This is a genomic window from Levilactobacillus fuyuanensis, from assembly GCF_003946395.1.
Classification (GTDB): domain Bacteria; phylum Bacillota; class Bacilli; order Lactobacillales; family Lactobacillaceae; genus Levilactobacillus; species Levilactobacillus fuyuanensis.
This window is the reverse complement of the sequence record NZ_RHNZ01000009.1, coordinates 1-14,485: the sequence shown is the minus strand read 5'-3', so window position 1 is coordinate 14,485 and position 14,485 is coordinate 1. Positions and strand designations below refer to the sequence as shown.

At 48.9% G+C, this 14,485-nt stretch carries 12 protein-coding genes and 2 tRNA genes; 6 read left to right on the top strand and 8 right to left on the bottom strand.

What is annotated here, in order from left to right; all coding sequences use genetic code 11:
- Positions 1–76: 76 nt before the first annotated feature.
- Positions 77–661 (bottom strand): thymidine kinase, encoded by a 585-nt coding sequence (locus EKM73_RS06250; protein ID WP_125701120.1) that lies wholly within the window; start codon positions 659–661, stop codon positions 77–79.
- Between the two features lie 206 nt (positions 662–867).
- Between EKM73_RS06250 and EKM73_RS06245 the strand changes: the two genes are divergently transcribed.
- Together EKM73_RS06245 and EKM73_RS06240 are read left to right on the top strand one after the other, a co-directional pair.
- A complete protein-coding gene (locus EKM73_RS06245) occupies positions 868–2,217 on the top strand; it encodes a Mur ligase family protein (RefSeq protein ID WP_125701119.1) in 1,350 nt (449 codons plus the stop codon).
- Positions 2,214–2,918, top strand: a complete 705-nt coding sequence (locus tag EKM73_RS06240; RefSeq protein ID WP_125701118.1) for a type 1 glutamine amidotransferase — start codon at positions 2,214–2,216, stop codon at positions 2,916–2,918. The genes EKM73_RS06245 and EKM73_RS06240 overlap by 4 nt, the downstream gene beginning before the upstream one ends.
- 464 nt (positions 2,919–3,382) lie before the next feature.
- Here EKM73_RS06240 and EKM73_RS06230 read toward each other — a convergent pair whose 3' ends face one another.
- The 3 genes from EKM73_RS06230 to EKM73_RS06220 form a co-directional block, all read right to left on the bottom strand.
- A complete protein-coding gene (locus EKM73_RS06230) occupies positions 3,383–4,393 on the bottom strand; it encodes a serine hydrolase domain-containing protein (RefSeq protein ID WP_125701117.1) in 1,011 nt (336 codons plus the stop codon).
- A gap of 483 nt (positions 4,394–4,876) precedes the next feature.
- Positions 4,877–6,718 carry an ABC transporter ATP-binding protein gene (locus EKM73_RS06225; protein ID WP_125701116.1) on the bottom strand — a complete coding sequence of 614 codons (1,842 nt, stop codon included), beginning with the start codon at positions 6,716–6,718 and terminating at the stop codon, positions 4,877–4,879.
- A complete protein-coding gene (locus EKM73_RS06220; RefSeq protein WP_125701115.1) occupies positions 6,711–8,444 on the bottom strand; it encodes an ABC transporter ATP-binding protein in 1,734 nt (577 codons plus the stop codon). The genes EKM73_RS06225 and EKM73_RS06220 overlap by 8 nt, the downstream gene beginning before the upstream one ends.
- Positions 8,445–8,613: 169 nt before the next feature.
- Between EKM73_RS06220 and EKM73_RS06215 the strand changes: the two genes are divergently transcribed.
- On the top strand, positions 8,614–8,943 hold the full coding sequence (locus EKM73_RS06215) for a hypothetical protein (protein ID WP_020090429.1): 330 nt from the start codon (positions 8,614–8,616) through the stop codon (positions 8,941–8,943).
- A 139-nt stretch (positions 8,944–9,082) separates the two neighbouring features.
- Here the strand turns inward: EKM73_RS06215 and EKM73_RS06210 are convergent, their stop codons facing one another.
- The 3 genes from EKM73_RS06210 to EKM73_RS06200 all read right to left on the bottom strand — a co-directional run bounded on the left by EKM73_RS06210 (position 9,083) and on the right by EKM73_RS06200 (position 10,514).
- Entirely contained in the window at positions 9,083–9,289 is a 207-nt protein-coding gene (locus EKM73_RS06210) for a hypothetical protein (protein ID WP_125701114.1), read from the bottom strand.
- 100 nt (positions 9,290–9,389) lie between these two features.
- Positions 9,390–10,235 (bottom strand): GGDEF domain-containing protein, encoded by an 846-nt coding sequence (locus tag EKM73_RS06205; RefSeq protein ID WP_225421323.1) that lies wholly within the window; start codon positions 10,233–10,235, stop codon positions 9,390–9,392.
- Between the two features lie 54 nt (positions 10,236–10,289).
- On the bottom strand, positions 10,290–10,514 hold the full coding sequence (locus tag EKM73_RS06200) for a diguanylate cyclase (protein WP_125701112.1): 225 nt from the start codon (positions 10,512–10,514) through the stop codon (positions 10,290–10,292).
- A 286-nt stretch (positions 10,515–10,800) separates the two neighbouring features.
- Between EKM73_RS06200 and EKM73_RS06195 the strand changes: the two genes are divergently transcribed.
- Together EKM73_RS06195 and EKM73_RS06190 are read left to right on the top strand one after the other, a co-directional pair.
- A complete protein-coding gene (locus EKM73_RS06195; RefSeq protein ID WP_125701111.1) occupies positions 10,801–11,478 on the top strand; it encodes an EAL domain-containing protein in 678 nt (225 codons plus the stop codon).
- Positions 11,479–11,850: 372 nt separating this feature from the next.
- Entirely contained in the window at positions 11,851–13,590 is a 1,740-nt protein-coding gene (locus EKM73_RS06190) for a SpaA isopeptide-forming pilin-related protein (protein ID WP_125701110.1), read from the top strand.
- A gap of 503 nt (positions 13,591–14,093) precedes the next feature.
- Here EKM73_RS06190 and EKM73_RS06185 read toward each other — a convergent pair.
- Positions 14,094–14,166 (bottom strand) — tRNA-Gln (locus EKM73_RS06185).
- A 180-nt stretch (positions 14,167–14,346) separates the two neighbouring features.
- On the opposite strand from EKM73_RS06185, the gene EKM73_RS06180 reads away from it, so the two are divergent.
- Positions 14,347–14,420 (top strand) — tRNA-Glu (locus EKM73_RS06180).
- Positions 14,421–14,485: the final 65 nt, after the last annotated feature.

The following is a 14,485-nucleotide window of genomic DNA, read 5'->3' as shown; positions in this document are numbered from 1 at the left end:
CAGCTTACCACATCTGACGGGACACGCAATGTTTTTTCACGATTGCACGCCCGGACAAGTGACACCATAACGGTGACTACTTGCCGATCCGATCCATTGGCGGGTTGAAATAGTGCCGCCGGCAGACGGGGTAATACGCCTCGTTACCGCCAATTTGGACCTGTTCGCCCTCGTAGACTGGCTTGCCGTCGTGGAAGCGGAGATTCATGATGGCCTTCTTGGTACAGAACCAGCAGATGGTCTTCATTTCTTCGATTTTGTCCGCGTAAAGCATGAGGTACTTGGAGCCCTCAAACAATTCGTTTCTGAAATCATTCTTCAGACCAAACGTCATGACTGGAATCTTTAACTCGTCCACGACCTTGGCCAGCTGTAACACGTGAGCCTTCTTTAAAAACTGGGCCTCGTCAATCAGGACACAGTTGGCGTGAGCGTCAATTCGCTTGATTTCGTCGTACAGGTTGGTCGTCTCGAAGATCGGATGAGCTTCTCGCTTGAGCCCGATGCGACTGGCGATGTAGCCGACCTCGTCGCGGGTGTCCAAGCCACTCGTCATAATAATGACCCGCTTATGTTGTTCCTCATAGTTATGGGCGACCTTCAAGATTTCAATGGTCTTCCCACTATTCATTGCACCGTACCGAAAAAATAGCTGCGCCACGTTATTCCCACCTTTTTGACAGTTTCCATCTATTATAGCTGATTAGGCCGGAAAATTCGACCGTGAGCCGACCAAAGTTCTTGGGATTTTGTCAAAGTTCAGGCTTAGTCCTCCCCTAAACACTAAAAGAATGCTAAAATTAAGGCTTGAATATTAAGGAACCCGACATTAAAAAAATCTTGTCGCGATTAAGGAGCGAAATATCCATGTCATTAAGAAGCGGCTTTGCCACCTTCGCAGGGAAATCCTCTTACTGGTTTCTCCACACGTTTCTTCACGGGGGCAGTTCTCTGCCCGGTAAGATTACGCTGAAGCTGGACCCCAACATTTTACGGACGCTGGGCGCTAAGTACGACGTCATCGTCATCACCGGTACCAACGGGAAGACCTTGACGACGGCGCTGACAGTCTCCGTCCTCAACCAAAAATACCCGACTATTCTGACCAACCCAACCGGTTCCAACATGGAACAAGGGATCGTCACGACATTCTTGAACGCCAAGAATCCCAAGACTGGCCGGCCCTTAGCCGTGCTGGAAGTCGATGAAGCCAATGTGATCAAAGTCACGCAGTACATCGAACCCAAGGCGTTCGTCTTCACCAACATCTTCCGAGATCAAATGGACCGTTACGGGGAAATCTACACGACTTATCAGAAGATTCTGGATGGGGTCGCCCTGGCACCCAATGCCACGATTATCGCGAACGGTGACTCCCCCATCTTCCACTCCAAGGAATTACCGAATCCGATTGAATACTACGGCTTCGATGATCAACCCGACCAGGATATGAAGGCCAAGCCCAACACGGATGGCGTACTATGCCCCGTCTGTGAGCACATTTTGCACTACCATTCATTGACCTACAGTAACCAAGGGAAGTATTTCTGTCCCAACTGTGGCTTTGAACGGCCAGAACTGACCTACCGTTTAACCAAGCTTGGCGACCAAACACCAACGTCTTCCGAATTTGAAGTCGATGGTCATGCCTTTAAGATTGGCGTTGGGGGCACTTATAACATCTACAATGCCTTGGCTGCTTACGCGGTCGGTCGCTTCATGGGTGTCGCCCCCACTCAGATTGCCCGAGCCTTCAACGGGAACCAGCAAGTCTTCGGGCGTCAGGAAGTCATCGACGTCGATGGCAAACAGGTCACGATCATCCTGGTCAAGAACCCCGTGGGACTGGATCAAGTACTCCACATGATCGGTACCGACAAGGAGAAGTTCTCACTGGTTGGCCTGCTCAATGCGAACTACGCCGACGGAATCGATACCAGCTGGATCTGGGACGGCGACTTCGAGCAGCTGACGAAGCGTGATATCCCCGCTGTGATCACCGGTGGTGAACGCTACAAGGACATCACCTTCAGACTGAAAGTTGCTGGGATTCCAGATGACAAGCACATCGTAGAACCCGATTTGGAAAAAGTCGTGGCTGAGATCAAGCAGGTCCCAACAAAGCGAGTCTACGTGCTTGCCACCTACACGGCAATGCTTCAAATGCGGAAAATCCTAGCCACTAAAGGCTACATCAAGGAGGGATTGGGCGTATGACATATGAATTAAACGTGGCCCATCTGTACGGCAATCTCATGAACACCTATGGTGACGTGGGAAATATCTTGGCGCTGAACTACTATGCCAAGCAAATGGACGTCCACTTAAACGTTAAGGTCGTCAGCCTGGAGGAAGATTTTCAAGCTGCCGACTACGACCTGGCCTTCTTCGGCGGTGGCCAAGACTTTGAGCAGACCATCGTCTCACAAGACATTCAAACGAAAAAGGCTGAACTGACCAAATTCATCGAATCTGGTGGTCCCGTTCTAGCCATCTGTGGGGGCTTCCAACTGCTCGGCCACTACTACATTGGGGCTAATGGAGAAAAATTGCCTGGTATCGGTGCCCTTGACCACTACACGTTGGCTCAGGACCACAACCGCTTCATCGGCGACATCGTCATCAAGAACCAGGAAACTGGCGAGACCTACCACGGCTTTGAAAATCATCAAGGTCTGACCTATCTGGGCGCTGATGAACGGCCACTAGGGAACGTCGTCAGCGGTAAGGGCAATAATGGCGAGGACGGAACGGAAGGCGCGATTTACAAGAACGTCTACTGCTCCTACTTCCATGGCCCAATCTTGACGCGGAACGGTGACATCGCAAAGCATTTGCTGATTGCCGCGCTCAGGCGCAAGTTCCCCGAGGCTGATTTCAGCCAGCAGGAAGCTTTACCGATTCCAGCAACCTTCTAGTTCTGGCGCGGTTAAGAACTGTCGCCTGCGGCTGTCAGGGATTCTGCCGCTGTGGGGACCGCCTGCAGCCAAAGAACGGGCTTCCGTCTCGGTTTGAAACCTCGCAAGGTTCATGCGAGTTTCCAAACGCGTCCCACGCTGTAAGGCCGGGAAGAATCAAGCACCCGGTCTAACACCGCTTTCACGGCTGGTGCCATCCCTGACCTCCTCCGGCTAGGCTAGTTTTAACCCCCGCGTCAACTAACCTGTAGCGCTGAATTATCGTCTTTCCACTTATTCTATAACACATAAAAATTGCGTTGCATCAACGTTTATCGTTGGTTCAACGCAATTTTTGATTTCTATGAGCAGATAGCTATCTATTTCCACGAAACTCCTGTAGAGTTCGAGATTAAGCTTAGCCTACTTGGAATTTTTGCTTTAGCTTTTGCGTAAATTAAAAGCTGGTTAAACCGCAGGCGACCCTATTTCTCAGCCAAATAGGTGCCAATCACGGCATTTCGCTGATCCAGATACGGCAAGTTAGGGGCCACCGGATGCACGCGATTAGTTAGGAAGACCATCGCCTGTTTGGCTTGCTGATCGATGACGAGATACGTTCCGGTAAATCCTGAGTGCCAGATAACGCGATGGGCAGACGGCCACTGTGACGCTGTCAGCGCCCAGCCCAGTGAGCGATTGGCCTGACTAGTTGGCGTCCAATCAGCCGTCAGCCGGTGAATCCACGTTGGCGGCAACACACTCGCCACCTTTTCGGGGTACAGATAGGCCTGACAGAATGTGGCCAGGTCACGAGCCGTGCTAAATAGCCCCGCCGACCCACAACGCCGCTGCAATACGTACCCCTTGGGATCGTGGACGGCGCCGCGAATTAAGCCACGCTCACGCGTCACTGCTGTCGGCACACATTGGCCGGCATCTTGCGGGGTAAACGTGCTGTGCATCATGCCCAATGGCGTCAATACACGGTGTTGGGCGGCAACCTGGATTGGCTCGCCAAGTATCCGTTCGACGATCCAGCCCATGAAAATATAATTAACGTCCGCATAGACCATCTTCCGGTTGAAGGTCGGTCCCACGTGTAATCGCAGGAGTGCCGCCGTCAAATCGGGTGCCGCCAACTGATTACGGTTGGGAATATAGCCAACGATGCCGGACGTATGCGTCAACAAGTGACGAATCGTCACCCGCCGATCCTGCCACGCCGGTAGCCAGTCGCTCACACGATCGGACAGTCGCAACCGCCCCTGCGCCAGGAGCTGTAGCGTCACGCTTAACGTCCCCACGACCTTGGTCAACGAGGCCACGTCATAGACCATCCCAGGCCGCAAGATTTCTGGGTGCGGCACCAGCGCCGCCTGACCCATTTCACCGGTCTCAATCCGATCGCCATCGATAAAGGCATAGCTGACTCCGGGCACAATCCCATCGGTCAACAACCGCCGCAACGCCGCTTTCGTTTGTGGATACGTCATTCCTACCGCCTCAACTTTCTCTCTACATTCATTCTACCCCGGAACCGACCACACCGGCCACTAGATTGTAAAAACTTAACGGATTGCTTCCCAATCTTATCACCGAGAAACGCAAAAGAGGCCGCGGACATTACTGCCCACAGCCCCTCTCACTGTAAAGTCTCTAAATGTTTATCCTAATCTAGACAACACTCGCAGACAATCTGCTGGGAACCAAACGGTGCTAAACCCTGCTCCCATATTGCCACCCAACAGTTCATGAGCCGAAGGTGGCCAGGAATGCAGCCAGCCGTGACAGTGGCGTTAGACCGGGCGCTTGTTTCTTCCCGGCCTTACACCACGGGACGTGTTTGGAAACTCGCATGATTTTCGCGAGGTTTCAAACCGAGCCGGAAGCCCGCCCTTTGGCTGCAGGCGGTCCCCACAGCAGGCGGAATTTCTGGCCACCGAGGCGGCTCCACTATTGGTTACAATACACAGTCCTTAAGCCAAGTTGTTGCCGGCGAATTGACTGTTATAGAGGTCGGCGTAGAAACCATCGGCCGCCAACAAGCTGTCGTGATTCCCCGTTTCAACAATGTGCCCATGATTCATGACCACAATATTTTCCGCGTTTTGAATCGTAGACAAACGGTGCGCCACCACGAAGCTGGTCCGGCCCGCCAATAGGCGTTCCATCGCGTGTTGAATCAGCATTTCCGTCCGAGTATCGACCGAACTCGTCGCTTCATCCAGGATCAAGACATCCGGATCGGCCACGAAGGCCCGCGCAATCGTCAACAATTGGCGTTGTCCTTGGGAAATATTCGTTGCGGCTTCGTTCAGCACCGTGTCATACCCCTCCGGTAACTGGCGAATAAAGGTGTCTGCGTGAGCCGCCTTGGCAGCCGCGTAAACCTCTTCTTCGGTGGCGTTCTCACGCCCGTAGCGAATGTTATCGAAGATGGACCCGGTGAAGAGCCAAGTGTCTTGCAGCACCATTGCGAAATGTTTCCGCAACTCGGCCCGCGCAACACTATTGGTGTTCTCACCACGGTACTTGATCTGGCCAGAACCAACGTCGTAGAAGCGTTCCAACAAGTTAATGATGGTTGTCTTCCCGGCACCAGTTGGCCCAACGATTGCGACCATTTCACCTGGTTTGACCTTCAGATTGAAGTCTTCAATCAGTGGATTCTTAGGATCGTATTGGAAGGCCACGTTATCAAATTCGATGACGTTACCCGCATCAGCCGTGTGCTCTGGTAAGGCAGCATCGGCGGATTCATCCATATCAGTTTCATCCAAGACGGCAAAGACCCGTTCAGCGGACGCAATCGTCGCCTGAATCGTGTTGGTCAGATTGGCCATCTGCGTAATTGGTTGCGAGAACTGGTTGGTATATTGCAGGAAGGCTTGCACGTTCCCCAAGCTAACTTGCCCATTAGCAACCTGAATCCCACCAATAACGGCAACGGCCAGGTAATCCAAGTTCTTTACGAAGTTCATCAACGGGAAGATCAGACTGGAGACAAATTGGGCCTTCCAGGCTGATTGATAATACTTCCGGTTATGTTCTTCAAACTGTTCTTGCGTTGCTCGTTCCCGGTTGAATGTCTTCACAACGGTATGACCCGCGTAAGTCTCTTCAACCGTATCATTCAGCAATCCCAAGTTCTTCTGTTGACTGGCAAAGAAGCGTTGTGACTTTGGCGCCACGACCATGACAACAATTAAACTCAGTGGCACTGAAATCAAGGCCACCAACGTCAGCCAACCACTAATGGTCAGCATCATGTAGAGGACCCCAAAGAACGTCAGAACACTCGTCACCATTTGTGATAGCGTCTGTTGGAGCGTCCCCCCAATGTTATCCATATCGTTAGCCATCCGAGACATCAAGTCCCCGTTGCTGTGGGTATCGTAATAACTGATTGGCAAGTGTTGCATCTTCTGTTTCAAATCACGCCGGAGTTGGTACACGACCTTCTGGGCAATCCAGTTCATGATCACCTGTTGGATCACGTTGAAGACCGCAGCGGCGGCGTACATAATTCCCACGACCAGCAAAATTTGGCCAATTTTGTCAAAGTTCACTGGTAAGCTGTGAATCGGGAGCCCCGCCTTTAACTCGGCTTGGCCTTTCAGAACCCCTTTAAAGAGTTCCGTGGTGGCTTTCCCTAAAATTTTAGGGGTTTTAATTTGTAAAACAACGGCAATCGCGGCAAAAATTAACACAATTATAATGCCTGGAATCCAGCGGCCCATGTAACGGAAGAGCCGAATCGTCGTGCCCCAGAAACTTTGTGGCCGTTGTTTGGTTACAGATCCACGTCCATTACGCATCGACGACTTCCCCCTTTCGGAGTTGTGAGTCCAGAATTTCTTGGTACGTCTTGTTGGTAGCCTTGAGTTCATCGTGTGTGCCTTGACCCACGATCTTCCCACCATCGATGACTAAGATTAGGTCGGCATCGGCAACAGTGGAAACCCGTTGGGCGACAATAACCGTAACCCCATTCTGAACCTGTTCATCCTTCCGCAGATCTTGCCGCAGTAAGGAATCCGTCTTAAAGTCCAAAGCAGAGAAGGAGTCGTCAAAGATATAGACACTGGCGCGCTTCAAAATTGTCCGCGCAATGACCAGTCGTTGCCGTTGTCCACCGGAGAAGTTATCCCCGTCCTGTTCAACGGTTGCGTCCAAGCCGCCCTCTTCTTTAACAAAATCACTGGCTTGAGCCACATCTAAGGCATGCCAAATCTGCTCGTCTGTGGCGTCCGGCATCCCGTAGACCATGTTGCTCCGAATTGTTCCAGAGAATAGCACGGCCTTCTGTTGCGTAATCGAAATGGCCCCGTGGATGTCGTGTTGGCTCACGGCGGTCAGTGCGGTCCCGTTCAGGCGGATCTGCCCACTCTCGGGATCGAACAACCGTGGAATCAGATTAACCAGTGTAGATTTCCCAGAACCGGTCCCCCCGATTATGGCCACCGTCTGACCGGCCGTCGCACTGAAGTTCACGTCAGTCAGCGCCAATTCTTCGGCACCGGTGTAACGGAAGTTCACGTGGTCAAAGGTCAGGCTGGCGGCTTCATCCGTTAAGCTAGCGGGTTGGTCGGCATCGGTGATCTTTGATTTCAAATCCATGACTTCGTTGATCCGTGCAGCGGACGCTTGGGCCCGGGGAACGAAGACGAAGATCATGGAAACCATCATAAAGCTAATCAGAATCTGCGTGGCATAAGTCATAAACGCCACCATGTTCCCGACGGCCATCGATTGACTCGCAATCAATTGCCCACCATACCACACGATACCAATGTTGGTTCCACTGATAATCAAGGTAATAATTGGGAACATTAAGGAAACAATCATGAATACTTTGATCCCGGTCTGGGTGTAATCTTGGTTAGCCCCTTCAAACCGGTCTTGTTCAAACTGATCTTGGTTAAACGCCCGAATAACGCGGACTCCGGTCAAGCCTTCACGGAACGTCAGGTTGATCCGGTCGATCTTCTTCTGTAAGCTCTTAAATAAAGGCACAGCAAAATACATGATGGCCCCGGTAAAGATAGCCAGTACCGGTAACGCCACCAAGAAGACCAGCGTTAATTTAGGACTCTTGACGTAGGCCAATACTCCGGCCCCAATCAACATAATCGGTGCCATCAACATCATCCGCAGCATCTGCACCATGACGTTTTGAATCTGAACCACATCGTTGGTCGTCCGCGTAATCAGTGAGGCATTCCCGACTGTTTCAAATTCTTCGGTCGAGGAGAATGTTACTTTCTTAAACAGTGATGATCGAATTCGTTGGCCCATCTTCTGTGATTGGGTCGCCGCATAGTACACGTTACCTGCGGACCCTAACACCCCAATAAAACTCAGTAGGAGCATTTTCCCACCGGTCTGCCAGATGTAACCAATGTCGTTCTGCGCAATCCCTTTATCAATAATATCGGAGGTTAGCGTTGGCAACGAAAGATCACAGATAACTTGAATGATCATAAAGCCCACAGCAAGGACCACTGCCCACCAGTCCAAGTGTTTACGGGCAAGTCGCATCATTGAATTTTGGCCTTCTTTCTCTATTTGCTCTCTGGAAACTGTATAAACTACATATGCGATAATTATACTCGCCTGAAATTCGTTTGCAATAACTGATTATCTCTTGGCGAAGCACTGGTAAACCTGTAAATATTTGTTACAATATAGACATCGAAGGGAGAAAAGAACTGTGGCGAGCAACTCAGATTCGATCTATAACGTTTTATCATACATTCACCGACACCAAGACAAGGTTAACTTTATCCCCCAACCCAACAGCAATGTTGTGAGCGTCGGGGTTCCCGATACGGTCCCAGTGGCTAACGCCGATATTTATTTCCCGGAGAACAACCTCCTGGTCAACCGCATGGGTGCTGATTTCCTAGCCAAGAATGGCGACTTGCTGGACGACTTCTTTGAACGGACCAACAGTTCGAAGCTCGATTACCAACAAGTCTGGATTACCACCGGTTACGTCACGAGTGAACACACCTACCTCGTAGAAATGTCATTTGAATAGCGAACCGTCTAGAAAGCCCCGACCAGTGTCGCGGCTTTTTTCGTATCACCAACATCACCCAGACAGACAAAGCGCTCAGAACGTTTGTGTTCTGAGCGCTTCTCAATTATAAATTTTAGATGACACTTGGTAGTCCAGCCTAACTGAACAAGGCATGTGAGGCCCAGACGCCACCACCGATGACCAACGCGGCAACGATGAAGAAGCGGAAGAATGCCGCAAACGCCACGAACACGATAGCCCCGATAAGGAGGGTTCCCACGATACCCAACAGCCAGCCTGCCAAGCCGAACATCAGTCGTAACAATGGGAATAGCAGCAACAATAAGAGTAACAATAAAATCACGGTAATCGCTCCAATCCGTCATGAACCCGCCATGACTAGAAGACTATTTTACACGATAACCGCCCTGTTTTCACGAATTCACGCTCAGTTTAACCAAAAGTTAGCCAACCGTAATCTGTTGCCGACCATTTTGTTTTGAATGATACAAGTTAGCATCGACCCGCTTGTAAAAGTCCAAGGGATTACTGTCCTTCACGCTCAATGCGGAAACACCCACAGAGATTGTGACGTTGATATCCACATCGTTGTACGAAATCGTCAGGTTCTTTACGGCATCAAAGACTTGCTGGGCAACCTCACGGGTCTTATCCACAGCGTAATCTGGGAAAATAATGTTAAATTCTTCCCCACCAGTCCGATACAAAACAATCTTTGGATCGACGGCCTTCAGCGTACTAGCCACGGTACCGGCGACCTGTTTGAGAACTTCATCCCCTGCCAGATGGCCATACGTATCATTAACACACTTGAAGTGATCGATATCAAACATCACCATCGACAAATCAATATCGTGAGCCGTACTGCGGCGGAATTCATAACCGATTGCGCGATCATACGCCGCGAAGTTTTGAACCTTAGTCAAAGCATCCCAGTTAGCCGACTGGAATAAACGATCCTTGATCCGCCGGTCTTTATCTTGAATCTTAAAGTAACCATACATCAACGATACGAGGATCATGTAGTTAATCAACTCTTCAGCGTACGTACTCCAGGGCAAGCTGAATCGTAACTTAACCAGATACCACAGCGGCAACGCGAAACCTAAGGCCACGGTAGCGTAACGGGTAAACGGCCACCGCCATAAGTGGGTACTCTGAACGTAAGAGAATACGTAGAAGACCACAAATAAGCCCGTATAAATCCATGACAGAGGTTCACTAATATTACCATTAAAGAGCATAAACGCGATCCCAGCCAGCACAATCAGCCAGTAAGGAATTCGCACTTGTAGGAAATAAGCGACAAAAATTAATAAAATTAACTGAAAATTGGTGAAGGTCTACGATAAATGGCTGTCACGCACGATAAGCTGTAACGCAAATACCGAGACCACTGCACAAGTTGTCCCCACGGCAACTCGAATATTTTTAATATTAACGGGTTTGTTCTGTGATTCTGCCTTGGCAGTCACCCAATTCAATATTGACCAATATAGGGTAATGACGCCCAAGACGAAGAAAATACTTGTGATCATTGGTGGTACTAACCAAACTGACCAAGTCATCTGATCAATCTCCTTGCTATTCGGTAATTTCCCACGACGGGAAGCGTTATTCGTGTCACGTCAGTAATCACTAAATAACATTGCCAATAATATGAAATAATATACTAGTCTTACTATAATCCAAACCGCTCGATAATGCCACACCTCTTTTTCACTCCAATTGGTTAACCTGTAACACTATAATCGTAAGCCCTGTTTCCTTTCTTTTCACAAAACCCCTATTTTAATTCCGTTAAATAAAGTATGATGGGAACAGACAGACTAAAAAAAGGAGGATCATGAGATAATGTATCGCTATTTTTTACAGTCCCAACTAGATGTTCTAAACAACTCACTTATTGGTTACGAATTGCTGATCCGGCAGCAAGTTGACGGCAAATGGGTCCTCCCGCACAACTTCGAATCGATTCCGATCGATATTCAGGCTGACCTCATTGCACGTACAGCTCAAAAGTTGATGTTAAAGATTGGTTCCGTTTCATTTAACGTTAACCAAAGCCAATTCATCGACCCCACAATTGCCCAAGCCATCATTAAGGCCCAAATTCAAATTTATCCTGTAAATTTGGTGCTAGAGGTCACCGAAGAAGTCACGGATAAGAAAGTTTCCAATAAACAAATCATTGACCAGGTTCACTACTTCGATGAACATGGCATTCAATTAAGTTTAGATGATATTGGTACCGGTATCAATCTGTACGAACATCTAGAACCAATTTTGCCCTATGCGAGCGAAATCAAATTTGCTATGCAAAATTTTCGGCATGAAGGCCGCGAAGCTGAAATTCCGGAAAGCTTAAAATTTTGGAAAAAGATTGCCAAGCAATATAAGTTGCGGTTAATTCTTGAAGGGGTCGAAAACCAAGAAGAAAGCGACATGGCCGATGACTTGGAACTCGACCTGCGTCAAGGTTGGTTCTACGGCAAGCCTCACCTGTTCAAATTAGACGGCGATAAATTTTAATTTGGGCCACCACGTCATTCTACAGAATGGCGTTTTTTTATTGCTTTCATTTTATGAGAATTATTTCCGTTGGCAACCTTTAATCCATCAGTTAAAATGTCCGCTAAATTGCTCAGTACCAGCATTAGTGGCGATAAAATCCCAACAAGTTCAATCGAATCACAACATTAACTTGCGGTTACGTTTGAATCGTGTTGCAACCCCATCCTTTTTTTCTCACAAATCCCCTACTCTATCGGATTGTCATTATAGTAAATACAGAGCAGTGAACGAAGTATCTCGAAAAAAGTATTTCCGACACTAGCAGTTATTCCGATTGATATTTTGTCAACCCGTGCACTGCATGCACTAGTGGATTGGAGGAGGATTACGATGCAAAGAAAAAAAACCAATATTATTATTGGCGTCCTAATAGCCATTTTCATTTTTTTAATCGGCGCTGGTTCAGTCACTGCTCACGCCAGAAATATCGAAGTCTCCGGTTTAGGTGAAAATGATGCAGTCATTACGGACACCAATGGCAAGGTCATTCCCAATGGTAGTGATCTCAGCAAATGGGATACCTACTCGCTTGATTATAAGTGGGGCATTCCGGACGGTGTAAGTATTCAGGCCGGCGATACCGCGACGGTCACCTTTCCTCACACCGCTGTGGGTCGGCGAGATGTGACCTTCCCACTCTATGATGATAGTGGTCGTGAAATTGGAACCTTTTCGATCAAGGAAGGTGAAAATACCGGGACAATCACCTTTAACGATACTTTAACCAGCACGTCGACTAACCGAGGCGGCGAGCTTCACTTCTATGTCAAGGGAACTGAAGAGAATGCCAACATTGGCCTCGATTGGGGAATCAACAAGATTGGCTGGGTTGCTGAACGCAATTCAGATGGCTCACCGGCCTTACTCACCTGGAATATTGCGTTCAATCCCAACAGCACCCATTTAGGCCAAGCTGTGATCACCGATAATCTCGGACCTGGCCAAACCTACGTCCCAGGAAGTGTTCACGCCCAAACTGGGAAGTTTGACGATTCTGGAAGTTTTGTCAGCGACGGCGGATCTATCACCCCTAGTGTCGATGCTGGTAACAGTACAATTATCTTTACTTTTGACGATGTCACAACGGCAGTCAATATGACCTACCACACGAAGCCCGATGTCTCCGGTACCGGTGGTGCCTGGAAGAATAGTGCGAGCCTTAATGGCCAAACTGTCGGCTCTCAAATCGTTTGGGGCGGTAGTGGTACCGGTAACGGCGATAATGGTGGTGATGGTGGTTCCGAAGAAGGCGATTCTGGCCTCGTCAAACTGACCAAGACCGATAAAGCCACTGGCAAAGCCTTGGCAGGTGCCATCTACGAAATTCGAGACGCTGCTACTGGCAAAGTCATTGCAACCAAGACGACTGACGCGGAAGGTACTATTACTTACGGTGGCCTAGCAGCTGGTAACTATCAATTCGTTGAGATTCAGGCGCCCGAGGGCTATGAACTGGATCAGACGCCAATTCCATTTGAAATCAAGGCGGGATCTGCCGCTGAAGTCAGCGTTGCCGCAAAGGATACCAAGTCGCCTGGCACTGCGGGACCCGAAGAACCCGGGACAACCACACCACCGACTAATCCAGAAAACCCAGAGAATCCTGGCACCACGACGCCACCAATTACGACGCCAACTAATCCAGAGAATCCTGGGACGACGGAACCAGCTCCAGAACCAACCCCTTCTGTCAAGCCACCAAAGCCAACTAAGCCGGTAAAGCCTATAAAGCCTGTGAAGCCCGTGAAGCCAAACAAGCCAACGATCCCAACTAAGCCAGTTGTCCACCACCCTGGTTCTAGCCAAGGCAGTGGTAGCGTCATTACTGGCGGTGCTGGTGGCAACATCTCCGGCTCAAGCAGTAGTCCTGCAACTAACGGCTACGGTTCAGGGGCCGGCACTCAAGTGGCTGGAAACGGTGCACCAAGCGCAGCCGCTGGCAAGACCTACGTAGGTAGCACGTTGCCACAAACTGGCGAACGCAAGACCAGCAGCTGGATTCTCACCATTGCTGGAGTTGCCCTGCTAATCACGGCTAGTGGTATCTGGTTCCATCAGAAACGCCATTGATTTAAAGACTAAGCCTGAGGTATAGGCGTCATTGCTTATACCTCAGGTTTAGTTTTTTTGTTAGTGAGAACTGCTAATTTACTTTCCAATAATTCAACGCGCATTTCTAACATGGTATACTGTCAGCAGGAGGTGAGCATGTGAGCAAAAGTAAAAATCAGCCCATTGATTATCAGAAGCGCACTTGGATTGCAGTTCAGGTGGGAATTGCGCTTATAATTGCACTTGTGATTATACGGGCTATCTAGGTAATGCTTTTAAATTCCGCAGATTTTTCCACAAAAGGCAAATGACTCATTCTGAAGATGGCCATAGCCAAGATTCATAGGAGATTTTAGCTGATCTGCAGAGCTGAATGTCCTTTTGAATGTCTTTGGCTTCCCTTTTGGCTATCCTGACTACGTTTTTGACTACGTTTTGCGGTGATTTGTATGTTTGATAAAAACAAAAAAAGCCGCCACATCAACGTTTTCACATTGAGTGACGACTACGAATGTTATCGATTGGGTATACTGGACTCGAACCAGTAAATTACGGATTCAGAGTCCGCCGCCTTACCAATTTGGCTAATACCCAATAAGTCTCGTTGTCGAAACAACTATTTAATATTAACTTGTTTGGATATTAGTGTCAACCAGTTTCCTCGAAAAAGTTCGGCAAACTGTATGAATTCCCATTTTGATGTAATTTTATGCAGAGAATTATTGACAATTTTCTGGGAATAGCGTACATTAGTAATTGCCTAGTTAATGACATTGCCCGCTGGTCAAACTGGTTTAAGACGTCGCCCTCTCAAGGCGGAGTTACGGGTTCGAGCCCCGTGCGGGTGATAATTAGAAACACACTCACATACGAAAAACCACCAAATCGCTGTTAAATCAACGTTTTGGTGGTT